The 22994-nt window shown below is 71.2% G+C and carries 19 protein-coding genes; 9 read left to right on the top strand and 10 right to left on the bottom strand.

Going from position 1 to position 22994, the window contains the following annotated elements; all coding sequences use genetic code 11:
• Nucleotides 1-76 precede the first annotated feature (76 nt).
• The gene (locus ACTRO_RS10260) at nucleotides 77-844 is read left to right on the top strand and encodes an ABC transporter ATP-binding protein (RefSeq protein ID WP_034262918.1); all 768 of its coding nucleotides are present in this window, start codon (nucleotides 77-79) and stop codon (nucleotides 842-844) included.
• Nucleotides 820-2406 carry a hypothetical protein gene (locus tag ACTRO_RS43135; protein ID WP_051450615.1) on the top strand — a complete coding sequence of 529 codons (1587 nt, stop codon included), beginning with the start codon at nucleotides 820-822 and terminating at the stop codon, nucleotides 2404-2406. The genes ACTRO_RS10260 and ACTRO_RS43135 overlap by 25 nt, the downstream gene beginning before the upstream one ends.
• On the opposite strand, the gene ACTRO_RS10250 is transcribed toward ACTRO_RS43135, so the two are convergent.
• A complete protein-coding gene (locus ACTRO_RS10250; RefSeq protein WP_034262916.1) occupies nucleotides 2304-2693 on the bottom strand; it encodes a hypothetical protein in 390 nt (129 codons plus the stop codon). The two genes, ACTRO_RS43135 and ACTRO_RS10250, sit on opposite strands and share 103 nt — an antisense overlap.
• Nucleotides 2694-2833: 140 nt before the next feature.
• On the opposite strand from ACTRO_RS10250, the gene ACTRO_RS10245 reads away from it, so the two are divergent.
• Nucleotides 2834-3589 (top strand): MBL fold metallo-hydrolase, encoded by a 756-nt coding sequence (locus ACTRO_RS10245; RefSeq protein ID WP_034262915.1) that lies wholly within the window; start codon nucleotides 2834-2836, stop codon nucleotides 3587-3589.
• Nucleotides 3590-3635: 46 nt separating this feature from the next.
• On the opposite strand, the gene ACTRO_RS10240 is transcribed toward ACTRO_RS10245, so the two are convergent.
• Complete coding sequence (locus ACTRO_RS10240; protein WP_034262913.1) at nucleotides 3636-5363, bottom strand: cellulose binding domain-containing protein; 1728 nt, start codon at nucleotides 5361-5363, stop codon at nucleotides 3636-3638.
• A 226-nt stretch (nucleotides 5364-5589) separates the two neighbouring features.
• Here ACTRO_RS10240 and ACTRO_RS10235 point away from each other — a divergent pair, with 226 nt between their 5' ends.
• Both ACTRO_RS10235 and ACTRO_RS10230 read left to right on the top strand, forming a co-directional pair.
• Complete coding sequence (locus ACTRO_RS10235) at nucleotides 5590-6960, top strand: hypothetical protein (protein ID WP_063627962.1); 1371 nt, start codon at nucleotides 5590-5592, stop codon at nucleotides 6958-6960.
• A 33-nt stretch (nucleotides 6961-6993) separates the two neighbouring features.
• A complete protein-coding gene (locus ACTRO_RS10230) occupies nucleotides 6994-7383 on the top strand; it encodes a VOC family protein (RefSeq protein ID WP_169739866.1) in 390 nt (129 codons plus the stop codon).
• Nucleotides 7384-7392: 9 nt separating this feature from the next.
• Here ACTRO_RS10230 and ACTRO_RS10225 read toward each other — a convergent pair whose 3' ends face one another.
• Both ACTRO_RS10225 and ACTRO_RS10220 read right to left on the bottom strand, forming a co-directional pair.
• On the bottom strand, nucleotides 7393-8166 hold the full coding sequence (locus ACTRO_RS10225) for an anti-sigma factor family protein (protein WP_034262912.1): 774 nt from the start codon (nucleotides 8164-8166) through the stop codon (nucleotides 7393-7395).
• Nucleotides 8163-8762 (bottom strand): sigma-70 family RNA polymerase sigma factor, encoded by a 600-nt coding sequence (locus tag ACTRO_RS10220; RefSeq protein ID WP_245594345.1) that lies wholly within the window; start codon nucleotides 8760-8762, stop codon nucleotides 8163-8165. The genes ACTRO_RS10225 and ACTRO_RS10220 overlap by 4 nt, the downstream gene beginning before the upstream one ends.
• 182 nt (nucleotides 8763-8944) lie before the next feature.
• Here ACTRO_RS10220 and ACTRO_RS10215 point away from each other — a divergent pair, with 182 nt between their 5' ends.
• From ACTRO_RS10215 to ACTRO_RS10205, 3 genes are all read left to right on the top strand, one after another.
• Nucleotides 8945-9565: an ArsR/SmtB family transcription factor gene (locus ACTRO_RS10215; protein WP_034262910.1), complete on the top strand. Its 621-nt coding sequence runs from the start codon at nucleotides 8945-8947 to the stop codon at nucleotides 9563-9565.
• 2 nt (nucleotides 9566-9567) lie between these two features.
• Nucleotides 9568-10287 (top strand): SRPBCC family protein, encoded by a 720-nt coding sequence (locus ACTRO_RS10210; RefSeq protein WP_034262909.1) that lies wholly within the window; start codon nucleotides 9568-9570, stop codon nucleotides 10285-10287.
• 1625 nt (nucleotides 10288-11912) lie between these two features.
• Nucleotides 11913-12770 (top strand): alpha/beta fold hydrolase, encoded by an 858-nt coding sequence (locus ACTRO_RS10205; protein ID WP_034262907.1) that lies wholly within the window; start codon nucleotides 11913-11915, stop codon nucleotides 12768-12770.
• A gap of 10 nt (nucleotides 12771-12780) precedes the next feature.
• On the opposite strand, the gene mmuM is transcribed toward ACTRO_RS10205, so the two are convergent.
• Nucleotides 12781-13893, bottom strand: coding sequence for a homocysteine S-methyltransferase (gene mmuM, locus ACTRO_RS10200; protein WP_063627961.1), 1113 nt, complete (start codon nucleotides 13891-13893; stop codon nucleotides 12781-12783).
• Nucleotides 13894-14108: 215 nt separating this feature from the next.
• The gene (locus tag ACTRO_RS10195; RefSeq protein ID WP_034262905.1) at nucleotides 14109-15335 is read right to left on the bottom strand and encodes a low temperature requirement protein A; all 1227 of its coding nucleotides are present in this window, start codon (nucleotides 15333-15335) and stop codon (nucleotides 14109-14111) included.
• A 194-nt stretch (nucleotides 15336-15529) separates the two neighbouring features.
• On the opposite strand from ACTRO_RS10195, the gene ACTRO_RS10190 reads away from it, so the two are divergent.
• On the top strand, nucleotides 15530-16879 hold the full coding sequence (locus tag ACTRO_RS10190; RefSeq protein ID WP_034262903.1) for a glycoside hydrolase family 6 protein: 1350 nt from the start codon (nucleotides 15530-15532) through the stop codon (nucleotides 16877-16879).
• Nucleotides 16880-16949: 70 nt separating this feature from the next.
• Here ACTRO_RS10190 and ACTRO_RS10185 read toward each other — a convergent pair whose 3' ends face one another.
• The 4 genes from ACTRO_RS10185 to ACTRO_RS10170 form a co-directional block, all read right to left on the bottom strand.
• On the bottom strand, nucleotides 16950-18899 hold the full coding sequence (locus tag ACTRO_RS10185; protein ID WP_034262902.1) for a cellulose binding domain-containing protein: 1950 nt from the start codon (nucleotides 18897-18899) through the stop codon (nucleotides 16950-16952).
• A 169-nt stretch (nucleotides 18900-19068) separates the two neighbouring features.
• Nucleotides 19069-19446 (bottom strand): hypothetical protein, encoded by a 378-nt coding sequence (locus ACTRO_RS10180; protein WP_034262900.1) that lies wholly within the window; start codon nucleotides 19444-19446, stop codon nucleotides 19069-19071.
• Nucleotides 19443-21497 (bottom strand): DUF6807 family protein, encoded by a 2055-nt coding sequence (locus tag ACTRO_RS48805; protein ID WP_063627960.1) that lies wholly within the window; start codon nucleotides 21495-21497, stop codon nucleotides 19443-19445. The genes ACTRO_RS10180 and ACTRO_RS48805 overlap by 4 nt, the downstream gene beginning before the upstream one ends.
• Nucleotides 21498-21677: 180 nt before the next feature.
• Nucleotides 21678-22733 (bottom strand): LacI family DNA-binding transcriptional regulator, encoded by a 1056-nt coding sequence (locus ACTRO_RS10170; protein ID WP_245594344.1) that lies wholly within the window; start codon nucleotides 22731-22733, stop codon nucleotides 21678-21680.
• Nucleotides 22734-22994: the final 261 nt, after the last annotated feature.

The following is a 22994-nucleotide window of genomic DNA, read 5'->3' as shown; positions in this document are numbered from 1 at the left end:
TAACGTACTGGCAGTTCCGGAGGCGCTACGCTGACACGCTGTCGATACGGGTGCGAAGTCAAGGAGGGCGCAACACGTGAGTGCCGTGGCGATCTCGGTCCAAGGCCTGCGCAAGAACTTCGGCGACAAGGAGGCGGTGGCCGGCATCGATCTGGCCATCGCCGCCGGATCGTTCGCCGGGCTGGTCGGTCCCAACGGGGCCGGCAAGACCACCTCGCTGTCCATGATGACCGGGCTGCTCCGCCCTGACCTGGGGCGGATCGTGATCAACGGGGTGGACGTGTGGGCCGATCCGCCCGCGGCGAAGGCGGTGATCGGGGTGGTGCCGGCCGAGGCGCGGCTGTTCGAGCGGCTGACCGGGCGGGAGCTGCTGGAGTACGCCGGGCGCCTGCGCGAGATCGCCCCCGAGGCGTGCCGCTCCCGGGCCGGCGAGCTGCTCGACGTGCTCGATCTGGTCGGGGACGCGAACCGGCTGGTCGCGGACTACTCCACCGGCATGCGCAAGAAGATCGCGCTGGGTAGCGCGCTGATCCACAATCCGTCGGTGCTCTTCCTGGACGAGCCGCTGGAGGGGGTGGACCCGGTCTCCGCCGACGCGATCCGGCGCCTGCTGACCCGCTTCGTGGCCAGCGGCTCGACCGTGTTGTTCTCCAGTCACGTGATGGAGCTGGTCGAGCAGGTCTGCGACCACGTCTCGATCATCGACAAGGGCCGGATCGTGGCCAGCGGCACCACGGACGAGGTGCGGGCCGGCAAGTCGCTGCACCAGGCGTTCATCGACCTCGTCGGCACCCGGCTCAACGGCGGGGAGGGACTGTCGTGGCTCGGCTCCTCGTCCAACTGAAGCTGCGGCTGCTGCGCAACGCGCTGCGGGGTTCGAAGCAGGCGCGCGCCACCTTCATCTTCAGCTGCATCGCCGCCGTCCTGGTGGCCGCGCTGCTGTTCCTCGGGCTCGCCACCCAGCGTAACCAGGCCGGCGCCGTGGACGTGGCGACCACCACGTTCACCAGCCTCGCCTTCGGCTGGCTGATCCTGCCGCTGCTCGTGTTCGGCCTCGACAGCACGCTGGACCCGGCCACGCTGGCGCTCTTCCCGCTGCGCACCCGCCCGCTCGCGGTCGGCCTGCTGGCCGCCTCGGCCGCCGGAGCCTGGCCCGCGGCGAACGTCATCGGCCTGCTCGGGGTGACGGTCGGCGTCGCGCACGGAGCCCTAGGGGTGCTGTTCGCGCTGGTCGCGGTGGCGCTGCAGGTGCTGTTCTGCATCGTGCTGGCCCGCGCCGTGACCACCTCGCTGGCCGGGCTGCTGCGCTCGCGCCGCGGCAAGGACTTCGCGGCTCTGCTGATCATCCCGATCTTCGCCCTCTACGAAGCCTTCGTGCAGCTGGTGCCGAAGCTCACCGCTGAGGGCAAGATCAACGAGAACACCTTCAACGGCATCGACAAGGTGCTGCGATGGCTGCCGCCGGGCCTCGCCGCGCACGCGATCCAGGATGCCTCCACCGGCCACGCGCTGACCGGGCTGCTGCGCCTGCTGGTGCTCGCCGCGGTCATCGTGGTGCTCGCGATCGGCTGGATCCGGTCCCTGGACCGCGCACTGGTCACCGCCGACGCCACCACCCAGGCGGTGACGGTGCGCGCCTCGGCGTTGCCGTTCGCCCGCCACGGCCTGCGCGGCACGGTCGCCGCGCGGGCGCTGATCTACCAGCGCCGCGAGCCCGGGGCGAAGATCTTCTGGGGCATCGTGCTGGTGATCATGGCCGCCTCGGCGGTGAGCACCGTGCGTACCTCGGCCTACCTCGGCGGCCTCATCGGCAGCGCGGTGATCGGCTGCGCGTTCGTCGGCATCTTCAACGCGGACGCGATCGGGATGACCGGCCCCGCCTTCGGCTTCGACGCCATGGCGCTGCACAGCCGCAAGAGCTGGCGGGACTACTTCGCCGGACTCGACCTGGTGCTGGTCGTCTTCGCCGTGCCGCTGCTGGCGCTGCTCTCGTTCATCCTGGCCTTCGTGGCCGGACACCCGCTCGACGGCTTCATCCCGGTGGCCGCGGAACTCGCCGGCATAGGGGTGGCGGCCGGATTGAGCAACCTGATGAGCGTGACGCTGCCCTACCCGGTCGAGCGCCGCGTCGGCAGCCCCACGCCGCGTGCGATCGACGGCTACCGCGGCCAGGTGCTCGCGGCGACGTTCATGCTGCTGATCGCGACCATCGTGCTGATGGTGCCGGTGATCATCGCCGGCGTGGCCACCCGGCACGACCCGGCGGCGCTGCGGCTGCCGCCGCTGCTCGTCGGCGCGGCCTGCTACGGGCTGCTGTTCGCGACGCTGTTCCAGCGCATCGCGGCCCGGATCGCCGAGGGCAAGCTGCCGGAGCTGTGCGAGATCGCGTTCCGCAGCAAGCTGTGACGCGCCGCGTGCGCGGCGAGCTCGGCCGCGTACCGCTCCTCGGCCGCGGCGTGCGTGCTCTGCGCGCGCCCGGCCCGCTCGGCCGCGCGCAGCGCGAGCTGCGCGTGGAACTCGGCCGGGCGCCCGGCCGCCTCGTAGCGCCGGGCGAAGGCGGGATCGCGCTCGGCCAGCTCCGCCGCCCGCCGCGCGTACCCGGCCGCCCGGTCGGCGGCCGCGCGGGCGGCCTCGGCGTAGCTCTCGCACAGCTGGCCGGCCGTGGCCACCGAAGGGAGCCGGGTGAGGGGCATGTCAGGGATCATGGCACGCCGCCCCGCCCGGACCGGCCAGGCGCGCCGCGTATCGCGCGCGATGCGGATCCTGATTTCCCCGGCCGCTCCCGCCCGGATGATCCCTATTCGCGGCCTGTCTCCGCTTGTAGCATCAGCCCATGACCTTCACGATCACCGTGCTCGGCGCGGCCACCCCGTACCCCGCTCCCGACGCCGCCTGCTCCGGCTACCTGCTGCGGGCCGGCGCGACGAAGGTCTGGGTGGACGCGGGCTTCGGCACGTTCGCCAACCTGCAGCGCCATCTGCACCCCGCCGAGCTCGACGCGATCTGGATCTCCCACCTGCATCTGGACCACAGCCACGACCTGCAGACCGCGTTCTACGCCCTCGCCTACGGCGATCTGGGCCTCGCCGCGCCGATCCCGGTCTACGGCCCGCCCGGGTGGGTGGCGAAGTACTTCGGCGAGCACGCGGGCCACTTCAGCGACATGACCGACGTCTTCGAACCGCACGAGGTGGCCGAGGACTGGAGCCGCCATATCGGTGATCTGCGCCTTTCGCTGTGCCGGGTGCACCACAGCCAGCCCGCGTACGCGCTGCGGGCCGAGCATGAAGACAGAGTCCTGGTTTACTCGGGCGACACCGCGCCGTGCGAGGAACTCGTCCGGCTCGCGGCCGGCGCCGATCTGCTCGTGTGCGAGGCGGACTTCGACTCGCCCGAGCAGCGCACCGACGAGGTCCTGCACTCCACCCCGGAGGAGGCGGCCGAGATGGCGCTGGCCGCGGGAGCCAGGAAGCTGATGATCACGCACGTCGCCTATTCCCTGGGGATCGAGGCGGCGACGGCACGCGCGGCCGCGGCCTTCGGCGGCCCCACGGTCGCCGCCCGGGAGAACGAGACGCACGAGATCTGACCCCTTCGTCGGCGGCGTGCCGCGCACGCCGCCGACGAACGGGTTGTCAGCAGGCCTGGCCGACCACGTTCGCGTCGTAGGCGTCGTAGTCGTAGATCCAGCCCTTGGAGACCGGGCCGTCGCTCGGGTCGCCGGTGTCGTCCACCAGCACGGCGGACTGGCTCTGCGCGTAGCTGATGTAGCCGTGGTCCAGCTTGTAGATCAGATCCAGGCTGCCCACCTTGTACTGGCTCGCGCCGGCGGCGTTCGCACAGTTGAAGCCGCCGGTCGCGGTCATGGCGACCCGGCTTCCGGTGACGTTCATCCAGCCCTCGTACACGTACAGCGCCGAGCTGCGCAGGCCGCCGGAGTCGGTGGTGTCGAACTCGTGGCCCATGCCCAGCAGGCCCTGCTCCGGGCTCGTGCTGCCGTCCGCGATGTGCGCTGTGACGGACGCGCCGTTCGAGGTACCCGAGACCGAGCTGGTGACGGTCTGGTCGAAGGTGTCCTCGGCCAGCTGGTTCCAGATGCCCATCTCGTCGCTCGCCGTGTGGCCTTTCCACAACCACGCGGGCTGGATCGCCGCGTCGGCCGCGGATCCGACCGTGGTGAAGCAGCCTCCTGCGTTCGTCAGTCCCGCCGCGTCGAGAGCGGCGGCCTCGGTGGCGTCATCGAAGCCTGCCAGCATGCCGTCCCAGGTGGTCGGGCCGAAATACTCGATCGCGGCGAGCTCGACGTCGACGTATCCGTCCTCGTAGTTGGGGTTGTTGGTCTTGGCGAAATCGCCGAAACCGCAGATACCCGAGGAGAAGTCGTTGGCGTCGTTGTAGGCGTAGTTCCCGCCGTAGCCCATCGCGGCCATCAGGAGGCTGACGTCGTTCTGCTGCGTGGCGCTCAACTCGCTCCACACCGGCCCGTGCCTGACCAGCAGCAGCGCCTGGGCGACGGGCGCGGCGGCCCAGCCCTCGAGGCCGCCGTCGGCGTCCGGCTCGTGGCCGCCGGCGACGAGGTTGGCCACCTGCTTGAGCAGGGCGCTGTCGACGGTGGTGCCCTTGGTGGACTTGGCGCCGGGGTCTTGCAGGTCGACCAAGGCGAGGTAGTAAAGGGCCTTCGACGCCTTGATGCCGCTCGGGCTGGTGCCGGGCCGCGGCGTGCCCGAGGTCGGCGCGGCGAACGCGATCAGCGGCGCGGCCACGGCGGCGTCGATGTCGGCCTGGGTGAACGCGGCGGACGCAGACGACGCGGAACCGCTCGGCGATGCGCCGGCCGAAGCGGAAGCAGACGCTGATGCGGAAGCCGAAGCGGAAGGCGAGGCCGAAGCGGACACTGATGCGGATGCTGAGGGTGACGGCGAACTCACACTGCCCGGATAGGTGACCGTGACGTTCGTCGGCGCGGTGTAGCCACCGGAATCAGTGCCCTGAAAGCCGAAGGTGGTGCTGGCGCCCGCTGTCAAGGTCATGTCATAGCTCAGCGCGGTGAACGTGTACTGATTTCCGCTGGCCGCCTCGCTCGCCCGCCAGAACCCGGTCACGCTCATGCCGGCGGCCAGGTCGAACTGCACGCTCCAGCCGGAGACGGTCGCGCCGGAGGTGTTGGTGATGGTCGCGGTGTCGGTGAAGCCGCCGGTCCAGGTGCTGGTGGCGGCGATGCTCACGCTCAGCCCGCCGGCCGCGCTGGCCGGGGCGGCCAGGGCGAGCCCGGCGGCGCCGGCGGCGAGCAGGCTGAAGGCGGAGCCGAGGATCAGCCCGCGGGTGAAGAATCCGCGGGCCGCGCCGGAATCCTGTCGGGTCACCGTCGTCCCTCCAAAGGGGGGAGTGAAGAGGTCAATGAGCCATCGCCCACAGTGAGGCTTGCGCATCTCTTTCGACAAGGCGCGGCTCCTGTATCAGGGCCGTCACATCAGGCGACCCCTGACTATCTTCATCAAATTTTGTGAAAGTTTCGGCCATACGGCCTCGGGCGATGCGAGCATGTCTGCACCCGAGGTCCGTCCCCACTCAGGTGCCAGAGGAGTGCCCATGACGCAGCATGTCTCGCAGCGCCCGCGCCGAAGGCGGTTCCGGCTAGGCCTGATCGCGGCCACCGTCCCGCTGCTGGTGGGCGGAGTGGTCGCGGTCGCCATCGCCGCGCCGTCCGGGCACGGCTCCGGGCTCGGCGCCGACCACCGCAGGCCCACCGGGACGCGGCAGAGCTCCGCCGCGCCGACGAGCCCGGCCGCCGCCGACCCGAACGCGGACTGCACGCTCGTCATCCCCGCCGACCCGCTCACCGCGCGCGGGCTGGCCACGCCCTACCGGCTGACCGCGACGAACCCGGCCGACGGTCCGTGCCACGAGGCCGACGTCGATCAGTCGGCCTTCGTCCAGGCGACCGTCTACGACCCGGCCACCGGCGCGCTCTCGGTGTACGACCCCTTGGTCATCGACCAGGGCAGCCGCGCGGCCGTCGCCCCGGTCCTGCCGAAGCTGCCGTCCGGCGCCGTCGTCGGGATCTGGTTCGGCTTCGACGCGGACAACCTGACCCTGCGCTCGGCCGTCCCCGACGGCCTGCGGTCCGCGCACTGTGTCAACGGCCTGAACGACTCGCCGTTCAGCCAATACGCGTACTGCGACGCCGCGCAGTTCTTCGTCGCGGTCAACCACGGCATCGCGGTGCACAAGCTCGCCATTCCCGCGCTCGGCACCGCCGTCGACGGCCAGCCGTGCCCGAGCACCCGCGACTTCTCCATCGTCGACCAGGACCAGAGCGACAACGTCACCACCAAGTACCTGACCACGGCCGACGGACGCACGGCCCAGGACACCCCCGCGAACTCCTCCCGGATGGCGGGCGCGGCCGTGCTCGCCAACCCGAGCGACAACGCCCTGCTCGACGAGTTCGTCGATCCCGCTCTCGGCTGCAGCCCTTGGCAGGCCAAGGATCTGGCCACCGGCGGCAAGGCCACCTCGCTCGCCCTCGACGAGATCCAGGCCGCCGCGCACCAGGCCGCGCCGTCGGCGCTCGTCCCGCTCAACGACCCGATGACCGTCACCGACAACGGCCAGAGCACCCAGAAGACCAACCTGTACCGGGCCGGAGTCGACCAGGGCGCCCTGCCGGCCGGACAGCGCCCGGTCGCCTACTGCCGGGACATGGACACGATCCAGACCGCGCGGCTCAAACTCGACTACGCCCGCTTCGCCGCCGCGCCCACGCCCGACCCGGGGGCCGACAGCCTGCTGACGTTCCTGGCCGGCCGGCTGCAGGGCTCGTTCGTCAACCTCGGCTGCGATCACTACGGGCTGGCCAACCCGATATCCTCCGAGCAGACCGACGACAGCGGCGTCCTGGTGTCCTTCACCTTCGCCGGCACCGCTGCCGCGACGCCGAGCAGCACGCCGTCGCGCTGAGGCGCGCCGGCCCGAGCAGAGGAGGAAACCCGGGTGTCCCGTCCGCGCGCCAACCTGACCGCCACCGTCATCGGCACCGTCGACCCGAGCGGCCTGGCCCGCTTCTACGCCGACCTGCTCGGCTGGGAGATCCGCCGGGACGGGCCCGGCTGGGCCACGGTGCGCGACCCCGAGGGCGGCCCCGGGCTCTCCTTCCAGTTCGAGCCGCACCACCGCCACCCCGTCTGGCCCGGCCACGGCCGGCCGGAGGAGCAGCAGATGATGATGCACCTCGACATCGAGGTGCAGGACCTCGCGGAGGCCAGCGCCCTCGCCGTCTCGCTCGGCGGCGCCGTCGCCGAGTTCCAGCCGCAGGACGACGTCATCGTGCACTACGACCCGGCCGGCCACCCGTTCTGCCTCTGGGTGGCCACCGGGGAGTGAGCGCCGTCGTCAGGAGACGGGCACGGTCAGCAGCACGTTGCCGTCGGTCGTCTCCACGACGAACTGCCGGATGTTCGAGGCCTCCATCGCCACGCCGCCGGGGATGGTCGCGGTCTGCGCCCCGGAGTAGGGCACCCACCAGCTGCCCGCGACGGACTTGTTGCCGTCGAAGTCCACCGCGTACATGACGCAGTTGTCGCCTCTTGGCACGCCCTTGAGCGTCACCTGCACCCAGCTGCCCCACGCGGTGGGCCGGTACTCGACGGTGCCGGAGACGCCGTTGACCGAGTTCGCCGCGCTGACCGTGTCGACCGCCGCCGACGAGTTGCCCGCCGCCTGCACGCCCACGAAGACGCCGGCCGCGGCCAGCGCCACGAGCGCGCCGGACAGCGCCGCCGACGCGCCGGGCCGCGAGGGCCAGCGCAGCCGGGAGCGGGACCGGGGACGCGCGTGCGGCATCGGCGCCGGGGGAGCGGCCTCCGGCTTCCAGGCGCGCTGCGGCGCGACCAGGGGCGCCAGCCCGGCCCGGGCGCGCAGCCGCTCCCAGCTCGCCGTATCCGCGCCGAACCCGGCCGCCGGCTCGAAGGCCTCCGCCGGCACCTCGGCCAGCAGAGCCGTCACCGAGGTAAGGTCCTGATACTCCGCCTGGCAGACCGGGCAGTCCGCCAGGTGCCGGCGCAGCTCCCGCGCCTCATCCGGCTCGAGCGCGCCGACCACGTACGCGCCGAGCTCCGCGAGCCACGGGTGGAACCCGTCCTCGCCCGTCGGAACACTCTCGTTCATCGCGTCAGCCCCCTTTCCGCACAGGCCGACCGCAGCGCGCGCAGCGCGTAGTACGTGCGGGACTTCACGGTCCCCGGGGGCACACCGAGCGTCTTGGCCGCCTCCGCCACCGTCGCCCCCCGATAGTAGGTCTCCACCAGCACCGACCGGTGCTCCGGGCTGAGCTGCTCGAGCACCTCCGCCACCTGCAGCGCGTTCAGGCTGCGCTCGAACGCGTCCTCGCCCGGGTCCGGCACCGAGGCCGCCCAGTCCTCGCCGAGCCGCTCCGCCGCGACCTCGCGCGGCCGCGCCTGCCGGGCCCGCGCCGCGTCGATCACGAGGTTGCGTGCGACCGCGAACAGCCAGGCCCGCACCGAGCCCTTGGCCGGGTCCAGCGCGTCCGGATGGGTCCAGGCCCGCAGCAGCGTCTCCTGCACGATGTCCTCGGCCGCCTGCCGATCGCCGTGCGTCTGGCGCAGCACGTAGCCGAAGAGCTGGCCGGAGTACTGGTCGTGCAGGGCACGCAGCCGCGCCTCGTCCGCCCGCCCGTCGTTTCCGGGCGCGCCGGACGGGCCGTCCTCGGCGGCGGACGCACGTGCTCCGAATGAGCGCTTCACCAGCTCCGCTCCGGTCCGGGGGTCTGAAGGCTCGACCATAGTAACCGGGGCGGCGGCGGCGAAGGCGGTTCCCGCACTCCCGCGTGTGCTCACACAGGTGGGAACGGGGCGCGCGGAAGAAAGGTTCAATCGCCCCGGCGCGAAGACGCGGGCTCCGGCGCGGCGAGAGCAGAATAGGGGCCATGGAGATCGCCGTCATCGACGAGCCCGAGGCCGCCTGCAGCGCGCTCGATCCGGTCCGTTCCCGGCTGCTGGCCGCGCTGGCCGAGCCGGGCTCGGCCAGCACGGTGGCCAAGAGGGTGGGGCTGACCAGGCAGAAGGCCAATTACCACCTGCGCGACCTGGAGGAGCACGGGCTGGTCGAGCTGGTCGAGGAGCGCCGCCGCGGGAACATGGTGGAGCGGGTGCTGCGGGCGAGCGCGCCGTCATTCGTGATCTCGCCGGCGGCCCTGGCGGAGCTGGCGCCCGACCCGTCGCGCTCGCCCGACCAGCTCTCCGCCCGGTGGCTGCTCGCGCTGGCCGCGCGGCTGCTGCGGGAGGTGGGCGAGCTGGTGCGGGGGGCGCACAAGGCCGGCAAGCCGCTGGCCACGTTCGCCATCGACGGTGAGGTGCGCTTCGCCGGCGCCGCCGACCGCGCCGCCTTCGCCGACGAGCTGGGCACCGCCGTGCGCGAACTGGTGGCGCGCTACCACGACGAGGGCGCGCCGGGCGGCCGCAAGCACCGGATCGTCGTAGCTTTGCATCCGAGCCTTAATCCCGCCCCGTCGGAACCCTCCCCGTCCGCCGCGACCCTCGAGGAGTGAGCATGTCCCAGCAGTTCGAAGTGCGCCGCGAAGTGGTGCTGCCGGCCACGCCCGAGCAGGTCTTCGCCGCGGTGACGCGCGAGACCGCCGCATGGATGTTCCCGGTCGAGTCCTCGCCCGCGGTCGGCGGGCTGGGGCCGGAGGATCCCAAGGTCAAGGTCTGGACGCCGCCGGAGCACGTGGGCATCCGGGTGGAGGGGCCGGACGAGTTCTTCAACGCGCTCGACTATCTCATCGAGGGCCGGGACGGCGGTACCGCCGTGCTGCGCTACGTCCACAGCGGCGTGCTGATGCAGGACGACTGGCAGGACCAGTACGACGGGATCGGCGCGCACACCGACTTCTATCTGCACAGCCTCGGGCAGTACCTGGAGTTCTTCGCCGGCCGGCCGGTCGCCTACCTCGCCGTCTCCGGGCCGAAGGCCTCGGCCGAGCCCGGCGCCACCGGCCTGCTCAAGACCGCGCTGGGGCTGACCGAGTCGAGCGCGGTCGGCGACGCGGTCGCGCTGGAGATCCCAGGCTACGGCTGGATCGAATCCGAGCTCGATTATCTGAGCCCGCATTTCGTCGGATTGCGCAGTCCCGACTCGCTTTACCGCTTCTACGGCCGGGAGGCCTTCGGCGGCACCGTCGACGCGGCGCACCACCTTTTCGCGCCAGAGGCCGACGCGGCCGCGGCGACCGCGGCCTGGCAGGGCTGGCTGGACAACGTCTTCGCCTGAGGACTGGAACCGTCGTGCATGATCTCGCACCAGTCCGCGGCACGCCCGTCTTCGGCAGGTTAGTGTCCCGATCCGGAAATTCGCTGCATAAGAAATCGGTCCCAGCGTTCGTCAGGACAGGCGCCGGGATGCCCTTATTCCGCTGCGTGCTGGTGGGGCGTGGTGGCTTGTCGGGTCAAGTGGTCGTCGGGGCGCGGGCGGCCGCTTCGCGTCGCCCGGTTCTTCTGTCCACCCGTTGCGCTGGCAGGGCGAGCTGCGGTTTCAAGACGAAAAGCGCCGCTGGCAGGCCCTTCCCTCGGAGAGAATGCCGGGTTCGTGTGGGTGCTGTCGTTGGGAGGGCGGGCTGGGGTTGCGGGGGCGTGCTCTCTCCTCGGTCGGTCCCCGGAGGCAATCAGGAACCTGCCGGGAGGTCAAGCGGCGGTGGTTTCCGCTGCTCGATCTTGCATGGCGCCGCTTGACCTCCCGGCAGGTTCCTGATCGGGCTTCGCCTGCCCGACCGAGGAGAGAGCCCGCCCCCTGGGGAGGGGTCTGAGCTGCGCTCGGGCCGAGTCCTGTCCCGTGGCCCGGTCGCGCTCAGTGCGGAAGGATTCTGCATCACCCTGATCCGAACATCCGATTCTCGATCCGCGCGAAGGCGCCGATGCCCGGGTCGCGACTGATGTGAAATCCTGCACGGCCCTCGTGCGATCCACCCCGATCGCAGATCTCGCGGCAGAATCCCGCAGGCCGGCCGTGTTCGATGCGGAAGGATTCTGCATCGCCCTGGTCGGATCCACCCGGTGCTCCCGTGATGCGCACGGCCGCGTGGCCCGGTCGCATCCCGAGAGGAAATCCTGCACCGCTTTCGGCCACACCCCTGATGCCACATGCCCAGGCATCCCGTCACCCCCCCCGTCACAACTCCCGATCCCCGTACGCTTCTATACTAGACGCCACTACTGACAAAAGTCGTGAATCCGGCTTTCATTCGATAAGCAATAATTCTGGAGATTTCCGGGCACTCGGGCGAACTCCCCGGCGTTGAAGAAGTAGAAAAGAAAAGAGCGACCCGGAACGGCGATGCAGAATCCGACATCAAGCGCGACCGAGCCACCGCACCCGGCCTGAGCGCAGCTCGTACCGGTCCTCAGGAGGTGTGCTCTCTCCTCGGTCGGGCAGGCGAAGCCCGATCAGGAACCTGCCGGGAGGTCAAGCGGCGCGATGCAAGATCGAGCATCAACGGAGACCTCCGCCGCTTGAGCTCCCGGCAGGTTCCTGATTGCCTCCGGGGACCGGCCGAGGAGAGGGCACGCCCCCGCAACCTCACCATCCCGAACCTCAGCCCGCCCCGCCACGCCAGCACCCCACAGACCCGGCATCCTCCCCGAGGGAAGGGCCCCGCCGGAGGCGAGATCTTGAAACCGCAGCCCACCCCGCCAACGCAACGGGTGGGCAGGGTGGACAGAAGAACCGGGCGGCGCGAAGCGGCTGCTCACACCAAGACGACCATCCCGACTCGACAAGACACCACGCCCCACGGGCACTCAGTCGATCATCCATGCCCAGTAGGCTCGGCGACATGATGGTGATGTCGTCCGGGACTACTCGTGCAGCCCGGTAGCGGTCGGCCCGGGACGCGCGCGCCGATGCCGGATGGAGCGACGTCGCTCTATGCGACGGTCAATGGCGTGCGGCTCCACTACGTGATCGCCGGCAGCGGCGATCCGGTGCTCCTCCTGCACGGCTGGCCCGAGACCTGGTACGCATGGCGCAAGGTCATTCCGGTGCTGGCGGCCCGGTTCACCGTGGTTGCGCCCGACATGCGCGGCTACGGCGATTCGGAGCGTCCCGTCGGCGGCTACGACAAGGTGACGGTCGCAACCGACCTGCGCGAGCTGATGCGGTCGCTGGGATTCGGCCGCGTTCACCTCGTCGTCCAGGACATGGGCGGGCCGGTGGGCTTCGCCTATGCGGCGAGCTTTCCGGCCGATGTGCGCGACCTCGCCTTCATCGAGAGCGCGGTTCCGGGGTTCGGCCTCGAAGCGTCGATGGACGTGGCTCACGGCGGCAGTTGGCACATGGGGTTCAACATGGCGGAAGGGATCAGCGAGCTGCTGGTCGCCGGGCGCGAGCGAGCGTTCATCGAGTACTTCTACCGCCGCGGCACGCTGCACCCGGACGCGCTGACCCCGGCCGATATCGACGAATATGCGCGCACTTACGAGGCGGGTGGCCTCGTGGCGAGCTTCAAGTCTTACCGGACGCTGCTCGACGATGCCAAAGTCAATCGCGAGAAGCTCGCCGTGCAAGCGCTCACCCTCCCGGTGCTCTCGCTCGCAGCCGAGAAGGGGTTCGGTGACCTCTCCCATGCCTCGATCACGCAGGTCGCCGACCAAGTCGAGCGGCAGACCATCGCGGGGGCGAAGCACTTCCTGGTGCAGGATCAGCCGCAGGCGGCGACCGAGGCGATTCTGAGCTTTCTGACCCGGATGGATGAAGCCTGATACGGGCCGTTCAGCGGCGCGGCGCGCGGGGTCGGGCGAACTTGGCCCGGCTCCGCTCGACGATCTGCGGGACGTCCGTGCCGATGCCGGTGGTCGGGCTCGTACTCGCGCTCGCGCGCCCTGCGGTATCCGAGCTCTGCGACACGCCGCGCACCACCTCGGCGACCTCGGCGATGACCTCTGGCCCGACCCGGCAGCAGCCGCCGATCAGCCGCGCTCCGGCCGCGATCCAGTCACGGACCAGGCCGGCGTCGAACGACGGGTCCTCGCGCCAGGCGCGCGCCTCGGCGTCCCAGGCCTCGCCGCTGTTGGGGTAGGCCACCACCGGCTTGCCGGTGATCGAGCCGGCGATCTCCACGGCCGCGCGCACGTCCTGCGGGACGCAGCAGTTCACCCCCACCGCCACCACCTCGTCCACGTCGGCGGCGAGCGCGAAGGCGTTGCTCAGGGCCTGTCCGGCGCGGGTGCACGCGCCCACCGCGCTGAACGAGATCCAGCACGGGACGCCGGAGCCGCGCACCAGGTTCATCAGGGCCCTGGCCTCATCGGCGTCCGGGATGGTCTCCAGCGCCAGCAGATCCGGCCCGGCCTCGATCAGCGCCTCGAGCCGGGGCGCGTGGAAGGCCTCGAGCTCGGCGACCGAGAGCCCGTAGCGTCCGCGGTACTCCGAGCCGTCGGCCAGCACCGCGCCGTACGGTCCGACCGAGGCCGCCACCCACCGGCCGCGGGCCGCCTCGCCCGCCCCGGCCGCGCGTTCCTCCGCCGCTCCCCGCGCCTGCCGGGCCAGTTCCACGCTGCGCCGCAGCAGCTCGGCGGCCTGCGCGCGGCCGATGCCGCGGGCCGCGAAGCCGGGGAAGCTCGCCTGGTAGCTCGAGGTGATCACCACCTGCGCGCCGGCGGCGAAGTACGCGGCGTGCGCCGCGGTGATCTGGTCCGGGTCGTCGGCCAGCAGCCGGGCCGACCAGAGCCCGTCCCGCAGGTCCTGACCCTGCGCCTCGAGCTGGTTGGACAGCCCGCCGTCGAGCACGATCGGCCCGGCGGCCAGCGCCCGGGCGAAGTCGGCCGGCGCGGCCGCGGCGGCGGGAGTCTCGGATGCGGCGGCAGCCTGGTCGGTCGCGACCACGATTCCTCCTCGGGGGTTCCAAGTGATGGCAGGGCTCTGCTGCCCGGGCCGGAAGGGCCGAGACGCGCGGGAAACGGCCCGTGGACGCGACGCTGCGTCGGATGCCGGACGATGCGAGATCGATGCTAACCCCGTTCGATCATGCTTCACCGGACGCGCGGCGCCGTGCCGCCTCGGCTTCCCCCGTTCTGCGTAGCACTGCGCCGTTCGGTCCTTCAGTCCTCGTCGTGCCTCGGCCACGGCAGCAGGAGCAGCGGACGGCCGGTCCGCGACCGCCACCCCTCGACCAGGTGCAGCGCCACCAGGATCGCGTCGTTGAGGGCCAGCGTCGCCCAGCCCGGCAGCAGCGGGGCGGTCAGGGTTCCGAGGCCGGCCAGCACCGTGGCGGCGGCGCGCACCGTGCCGACGCCGCCGAACATCTTGTGCCGGTTGTGGCAGAAGGCGAGGATGTAGAGCGCCACGCCGAGGCCGGCCAGATACGCCGGCACGCCGTGCGGCCGCTGCGTCGGTTCGGCGACGAGCACCGACGAACCCGCCGCCGTCAGCAGCACCCCGGCGGCCAGCAGGAGATGACCGTAGCTGAAGACGTCTCGGACGATCTTGGTCTGGATCACCATGGTGCGCATGGCGAACTCGATCGCCGGCATCGCCATCGGGAAATAGGCCCACCACAGTCCGGCGGCCAGCAGGAACGCCAGGATGACGGCCACCACCACGGCCGGGCTCATCGTGCGCGAGGCGGCCTGCGAGCCGATGGTGGCGATCGTCTCGCCCAGCACGATGATCACGAACAGGCCGAAGCGCTCCGGCAGATGCGCGGGCTCCCAGCGCATGTGCGCGAAGCGGCGCGGGCGCACGACGGTCGAGCCGATCTCGATGACGGCCGCCAGCAGCCAGATCCACACCCGGTACGGCATCGGCGTCAGGCCGCCGACGAGGTAGAGCGGCGCGCCGATGCACAGGCTCACGGTGAACGGGTCGAGCCGCACCCCGAACACGCCGCGGGCCCGCATCGCCGCGCCCAGCAGGATCCTGACGAACAGGTACGACAGGGCGAAGAAGACGCCGCGCGCGCCGTACGCCCCGCTCACGCACGTCGACATGAGCAGCGCGCCGAGCGCGATCCCGAGCAGCAGCACGTGCTTGCGGACCGGCGAGATCCGCAGGCCGTTGAACAGCAGCGCGGTGCCGACCCAGCCCCACCAGAACGGGATGAGCAGCAGCAGCGAACGGCCGAGCGCGCCCCAGTCGGCGGCGAGCTGCATCTGCCGGGAGACGTCGGTCACGGCCAGCGCGACCACGAGGTCGAAGAAGCACTCGGCCCAGCTCACCCGTTGGCCGGAGGACTCGCCGTCCTCGGACTCGGCCGCCACGCCCGCCTCGCCGGCGGCCGATTCCGGCTCGCTCTCGTCGGTCAGTTCGAGGGAATCGGACTCCGTCACGCCCCTGATTATGCCCGGGCGCACGGACCGCGCGGCGCGTGAAAGTTTCACGCTCTTGGCTGAAGCCGCGCGCGAAGCGGCCGGTCCGGCCACCGGGTCGGACCGAGGCCGGCTCAGGCTGTTGACGTCCCGCAGAGAAACCGTAGGGTCACGGATCGTCTCGTTCGCTCCGCACGGGAAATCAAGGAGTCGCGTTGCCATTTCGCACACACCACCGGGCGCGCACGCGCCGCCCGGCCCTGCTCGCCGCGCTCGCACTGACCGCGACGGGCCTGTGCGCCGTACCCGGCTCGGCCCAGGCGTCCGCCGCCGACCACACGCTCTCGACGCACGCGCGCCTGTTCGTGCCGCCGCCCACCTCCGCGGCGGTGAGCCAGATCATCCAGCTGGCCAAGACCGGCGACGTCGCCGACGCGGCGCTGCTGACCAAGATGGAGGCCACCCCGCAAGCCGTGTGGTTCACCAGCGGCACGCCCGACCAGGTCCGGCAGCAGGTGCGCCAGACCATGGCCGAGGCGACGCTGGAGAGCGCCGTCCCGGTGCTGGTCGCCTATGACATCCCGGGCCGGGACTGCGCGCAGTACTCGGCCGGCGGCGCGCTCGACCCGGCTTCGTACGAGGCCTGGATCTCGGCGTTCGCGGCGGGGGTCGGCAACGGGCACGCCGTGGTGATCCTGGAACCGGACGCGCTGGGCAACCTGCCGTCGAACTGCGGCGGCTTCGGCTCGAGCTCGTATCCGTTCACTGATGCCGACCGGTACGCCGAGATCGACTACGCGGTCAGCGCCCTCGAGGCCAAGCCGAACACGAGCGTGTACCTCGACGGCACGCACAGCGGGTGGCAGTCCGTCGGCACCATGACGCAGCGGCTGCTGCTCGGCGATGTGCAGCAGGCACAGGGCTTCTACCTCAACGTCTCGAACTACCAGCCCGACAACGAGCTGACCGACTACGGCCAGTGGATCTCGGACTGCATCGCCATCGTCACCGACCCGTCGCACTGGGCTTACAACAACCCCGGCGACTGTGCCAGCCAGTACTACCCGGCGACGCAGGGCGACTTCAGCACCTGGGATCTGACCACGCAGTGGTACGCGGCGAACATGGACGGCGCGGTCTCGAGCACGCACTTCGTGATCGACACCAGCCGCAACGGCAACGGCCCGAACGCCATGTCCGAGTATGCGGCGGCGCCCTACAACCAGTCGGCGTCGGTGATCTCGTCGCTGTCCTCGGGCAGTTGGTGCAACCCCCCGAATTCCGCTCTGGGCCTGCGCCCGACCACGCAGACCGGAGTGCCGCTGCTCGACGCGTACCTGTGGGTCAAGACGCCGGGGCAGTCCGACGGTCAGTGCGACGCCGCGGGCGGCGCGCGGGCCTGGGACTACAGCGCCTACACCCAGGCGGGCTGGCCGACCGACGCCGCGGGCCAGAGCCAGTTCGACCCGCTGTGGGGCCTGACCGACCCGGCCGCGGGGGCGTGGTTCCCGCAGCAGGCCCTGCAGCTGGCCCAGGAGGCGAACCCGCCGCTGCTGCGCCACTAGTCGAATCCTGATAAGCGACGCAGTGCCCTGCCGGACCTCACGGTCCGGCAGGGCACTGTTGTCAGAGCATTCAGCCGGCGCAGGTCACGCCGTTGAGTGTGAACGCTGTCGGCGCCGCGTCACTGTTGGTCCAGGTGCCTTGGAAGCCGTAACTGGTATTGCCGCCTGGGCTGATGGCGGCGTTGTAGCTCATGTTGGTGGCCGTCACCGCCTCGCCGGACTGCGTCTGTGTCGCGTTCCAGGAGTTGGTGACCTTCTGGTCGCCTCCGAACGTGTACTTCAGTGTCCAGCCATTGATGGCGGAAGTGCCGTTGTCGGTGATGACCACGTTCGCGGTGAAGCCGCCGCCCCACTGCGAGGTGGTGGAGTACGCCACGGTGCAGGAGGCGCCGCTGGTCGCGCTGGCGGACGGCGAGGCCGAAGCGGAAGCCGAAGCCGAAGCCGACGCGGACGGAGAGGCCGAAGCCGAGGCCGACGCGGAGGGCGAGGCGGACGCCGAAGCCGAAGCCGACGCCGACGGCGAGCTGCTGGAGGTGCCGCCGCCGCTGATGACGAAGGTCTCCAGCGACCGGGCCGGCACGCTCGCGCTGAAGGCGCTGCCGCTGACCGCGATCGAGGACTGCGTGGCCGCGTTGTTCGAGCCGTTGGTCAGCACCGGGACCGCGGTGCCGGAGGTGATGCCGGTCCCGCTGAGCGAGTAGTTGACCGAGTCGGCGCTGGTGCCGGTGTTCAGCGCCACCACCGTGATCGTCCCGTCAGGGTTCTTGAACGCGCTCAGGTCCAGCGCGCTGTTGCTGGTCGTGGTGGCGATGCGCACCGCGCCCGGCTTGATGTAGCGGCTGTAGTTGGCGAAGGCCCACAGCCGGCCGGCCGGGGTGACGGTGCTGCCGTTGATCTCCAGCAGGCCCTCGTTGTCGCCGTTCTCGGACGGGGTCGTGCTGCCCCACCAGTACAGGAACGCGGAGAGGTTGGCCGAGGTCAGGCCCTTGTAGATGTTCTGCGCCCAGGTCAGGCCCGAGGCGTCGGTGTTGTCGTCCCAGGCCGGGTCCCAGGTCTCGAAGGTCGACCACTCGGTCTGCCAGGCCGGCTTGCTCCAGCCGCTCAGCGCCGAGGCGGGCGCCTGGGTGTAGCCGTGGCTGGTGAACACCTTCGTGTACTGGTTCGCGGTCGAGTCGGCCTCGATCGCGGCGGCGTAGCTCTGGGCGTAGTCCCAGCCCTCGGTGGCGCAGCACTCGACCTGGGTGGACAGGCCGGAGTTCGCCATCGTCGGGCCGAGCTTGTCGAGCAGCTGCGCGGTCTGCGCCGGGCTCAGCTGCATGCTGTCGTAGCTGGTGGAGAGGTTGGCCTCGTTCTCCGGCCCGATGTAGGTCAGCGGGATGCCGGCCGCCGAGTAGTCCGCCGCGTACTGCTCCAGGTAGTTGACGTACGCCTGGCTCCAGTCGCCGCTGCTGCAGGTCGCGCCGGTCAGGCCGCAGACGGCCCCGCCGCCGGAGGTGGAGTTGTTGGTCTTCATGAACGACGGCGCGGTCCACGCGTCGGCGAACACGTTGGTCACGCCGTAGTCCGCCTTGATCTGCTGGGCGAACCAGAGCTGGCCGGCGTCCTGGCCGATCGAGGCGAGCGAGGCGTAGGCGGGGGTCGCGGTCGGGCTCGAGGGGGCGGTGGGCTCGATGGTGGCGCCCGAGTCGGCGCTCACCTCGTTGCGCAGCATGTTCAGGCCGGCGCCGGTGGTCGGGCTGTAGAGGTCTGCCAGCACCGCCTGCTGCACCGAGCTGGAGGCGTTCATCACGGTCTGGGCTTCGCCGAAGGCCTCGGACGCGCCGAACCCGGTGATGGTCTGGTAGGTGGTGGCGCCGTTGATCGTGGCGGTGTCGGCCGCGAAGGCCTTGTGCGCGCCGTTGAACATGACCAACGAGGCGATGACGGCGACGGCCGTCGTGGCTGCCGCGGCCCGGAAGGCTTGCGGTCGCCTCGAGGTCGTCGCTCCGGCCGAGGATGGTCCGGCCAGGCTGTCAAGCATGGGTGTGCTCCTTTCGGTTGGACGGGAGGCTAGAGCGGAGGTGTGGCGAAAGCCAACAAATCATGCGGAAACAGAGCAAAGCTCCTGGTGATGCACGGAAACTTTCACCCGGCTTCGCGTGCACCGGTCCGCGGCCGCCCGTCCGCGCACACGGCGGACCGGAGGTGTGTCAGAGTTCTTGCGTCGAGAAGCGGTCGAGGCGCCCGCACATCCCGAAGGCGCGCGCCTCGGGCGCGCCCGCGGTCTCCACGCCGATCCCGGCGCCGAGCAGGTGCTCGATCCGGCCGCGGCGCAGCTCGGCCAGGTGCCCTTGCGTGCGCTGCGCGGCAGCCAGGGCGCCCTTGCGCCACACGGTTTCCCACGCCGCGTAGCGATCCGCCCGCAGCGCCACCGCAGCGTGGTAGAACTCTGCGGTGCAGGCCAGGTGCACGTGCGGGGACCCGCCGCACAGTGCGTCCGGTGCGGCCTGCCGGTACACCGAGAGCCCGGAAACGCCCGTCCCGCCGGGGAATCCGGGCCGTCGCGCCTCGTGCTCCGCCCCGCTCACCAGTGCCGCCCGGCCAGGTGCCCGACGATCCGTGCCCGATCCCAGGCGCCGTCGGCCACGGTGAGCCGGTAGCAGCGGGCCAGGGTCTCACCCGTGGGCAGCGGCAGAGCCTCGAAGAAGGCGAGTGAGGGGTTCACCGCGGCGAACGGCGCGGAGCGCACGAACCAGTGCGGATCGCCGCCCGGGATGTCCGGCGCGGCCCGGAAAACCAGCGTGGCCTGCCCGTCGTGCTCGTCGAAGGTGCCGGTGTAGGCGAGCCACGGCGCCGTCTTGCCCATCACCGCAGGGCCTTCCAACCCGCCGCCGGCCAGGATCGTCCCGTCGGCGAACGAGCGCGGTCCGCGCCAGTAGAACCCGGTGTACCCGGCGAGTTCGCGGCCTGCGACGGTCGGACTGCCGAAGTCCAGCGTGCGGCCGCTGACGTTGGTCAGCGCGGTTCGGAACTCCAGGGTCCAGTGCCCCTCGTCCCGGTTCACGTCCACGATCCGCACGCGCCGCTCTTCCCGCAGGAGCAGCTCGTCGTCAGCAGTGATCCAGCCCACTGATTCCGCGAAGCCGAGGCCGGGGTCTGATTCCCCTCGCTCCGGCTCGCCGAAGGCGCGGTGCTCGAGCCGTCCGACGTTGGGCAGGACCACATAACCGCCGTTCGGGGCGCCGTGCACGTAGCTGACGCCGCCCCAGAAGTTCTGCCCGGAAAGGTGCGAGGCCGTCATCGCCAGCCCCTTGTGCCAGCGGTGATCGTACGGCCGGTGCACGGTGACCACGCCGCCGGAAAGCGTGCGTAGCGGATGGAAGTAAGGCGCCGGGCATTCGAACGGATCGATCGCGGGCCGGTAGTGGTAGCGCAGTATCTCGGTTCCGGCGGCGTGCACGGAGATCCGGGCGGCGTCGACGTCGTGGCACAGGTGCGGCGCTGCCTCCGCCTTCGCGCAGCCGCGGCCGTCGAGCCGGTGGTAGTAGGGATCGTCAGGGCCCAGATCTTCGTGGTGCACCGGAGCACCCGTGGCCGCCGAGCGGTATATCGCGGTGATGAGTTCGAGCGCCGCACGCCCCTCGCTGCCGCTCACCGGCGGGCGTTCGCCGCGTTCCCAGGCGTCGACCAGATGGGTCAGCTGCGCAGCGTGCGAGCTCGGTATGTCCGGCCCCTGGTCCGCCCAGGCCGCAGCCGCTTCGGCGGCGGACTCGTCCGGCGACGGCGTGAAGGTCCAGTCGGCCTCGCGGTAGCCGTAGAGGTGGCGTACCTCGACGCTGCCGCGGGTGAAGTCGAAGCGCAGGTAGCTCTCCTCGCGCGGGGAGAGCACGCTGTTGAGGACGGTAGCCACGGCTCCGGACTCGAAGCGCACCACGGCGGCGGAGACGTCTTCGGTCTCCACCCGCCGGTCCAGCGTGGCCGTCATGGCCCGTACTTCCGCCCAGTCTCCGAGCACTGCGAGCATCAGGTCCATCTGATGAATGCCGTGCCCCATCGTGGGACCGCCGCCTTCGGTCTCCCAGCGACCGCGCCACGGCGCCTCGTAGTACTCGTGGCCGCGATACCAAGCGGTGACGCACTGCGCGACCAGCGGCCGGCCGAGGGCTCCAGAGCGCGCCAGGCGGGCCAAGCGCAGTCCGGCCGCGCCGAAGCGGTGCTGGAAGACGACGGAGGCATAAGGGCCCGAAGATCCCTCCGCCGCGGCGATGCGGTCGTATTCGGCCAGCGAGCGAGCCGGCGGCTTCTCCACCAGCACCCAGGCGCCGGCGGCCAGGCAACTCACCGCGTCCGACGCATGGGCGGCCGGCGGCGTGCACAGGTGGACCAGGTCGGGGCGGTCGAGTTCCAGCATCTGCTCCACGGAGCCGCGTGCGGCCGGAATCCCGTGGCGTGCCGCGAAATCCGCGAGCCGGGCCGGGTCGTTGTCGACCACTGCGACGATCTGCACCCGAGGTTCGAGCGAGCGGAGCGCGGGCAGGTGCGCGAGTTCCGCGATCGATCCGGCGCCCACGATCGCCACGCGGGCCGCGCGCCCCGGTGCGGCGGTCTCGGTCGGTGCGTGCGGCTTCGAGTCTTGCACCGAGACCTCCGAATGTTTCGCACCGAGTTTCGAGTTCGCGGTGGGAAAGTACGCCGCGCTTGCGGCGACGTCAACCGTTTCGCCGGAGTTCGCAGCGGCGTGTCCACGCCGTTCGGCCGGGCTCCGCACGGCCCCGGGCCCGGATGCGCCCCGCGCGGTTGCCCGCGCGGGGCAACGGGATCAGGCCGTGCGCGGCGAGCTCGTACTGGCCCGCTCCACCAGCTCGGTGGCCAGTTCGATGCGCAGCGCGGAGGGCCGCCGGCCCCGGGCGATGTCGATGACGATCCGGGCGGCCGCCGCGGCCATCTCGGCCAGCGGCTGGCGCACCGTGGTCAGCGGCGGCCCGACCCAGCGGGCGGCCGGCAGATCGTCGAACCCGACCACGCTCAGGTCGTCCGGGATGCGCAGGCCGAGCTCGCGCGCCGCCTCGTACAGGCCCAGCGCCTGCATGTCGTTGCCCGCGAACACGGCCGTGGGGCGGTCGGCCAGGCGCAGCAGTTCGCGGCCGCAGGCGTAGCCGGCCTCGTGGTGGAAGTCCCCGGCCCGCACCAGGCTCGGATCGAACCGGATCCCGGCCGTCTCAAGCCCGGCCCGGTAGCCGTCCACCCGGGCCCGGCTGCACAGCATCGACTCCGGCCCGGCCAGCACGCCGATCCGGCGGTGCCCGAGCTCGATCAGGTGGCGGGTGGCGGCCAGCCCGCCCTGCCAGTTCGTCGCGCCCACGGCCGGCACCTCGGCCTCGAGGTCGCCGGCCGGGTCGATCACCGCGAACGGGATGTCCCGGGTGGCCAGCTGCTCGCGCTGGGCCTGGTCCAGCTTCGCCAGCACCAGCAGCACCCCGGTCGGGCGGCGCGCGAGCACCCCGTCCAGCCAGGACTGGCCCGGCACCATCCGGCCCGCGGTCTGCGAGAGCACCAGGCTCAGGCCCTCCTCGTGCGCGACCTGCTCGGCGCCCCGGATCACCTCCATCGCCCAGGAGCTCTCGAGCTCGTGGAAGACGAGGTCCAGCAGCGGCGCGGCCTGCACCGCGCGGCGGCGGTAGCCGTACTCCCGCAGCAGCTCCTCGACCCGCTCGCGGGTCGCCGGAGCCACGTCCGCACGGCCGTTGAGCACTTTCGAAACAGTCGGGGCCGACACGCCGGCGGCACGGGCGATGTCGGCCAGAGTGGCCGTCTCGCCCGGCGCGCCCTCGGCGGCGCCCGCTTGTCCCCGCAGGGGAGTCACAGGTGAGGTCACAGCTTGGATCGTAGCTTGTGTTGCGCATATAAGCGCTACCCCTGCGCGGATCTGCGCTGAGATCTAATCGTGTCTGATCCATCAGGGCCCTGCCCTTGACGCCGAAACCGCCCCTCGCTAATTTGCCAGCAACATTCGGACATCGGCTCGAAATTATCGGCGAAGGGCGAGGTGCTTGGTGACGGCGACGTCCGGCAGGCGCAACCCGCTGGTCCACCGGCGCGGCATGACTTCGAAGGCGTCTACATCGAGAGGAACCGC

It is taken from the genome of Actinospica robiniae DSM 44927, assembly GCF_000504285.1.
Classification (GTDB): domain Bacteria; phylum Actinomycetota; class Actinomycetes; order Streptomycetales; family Catenulisporaceae; genus Actinospica; species Actinospica robiniae.
This window is presented reverse-complemented; position numbering and strand designations above follow the sequence as displayed.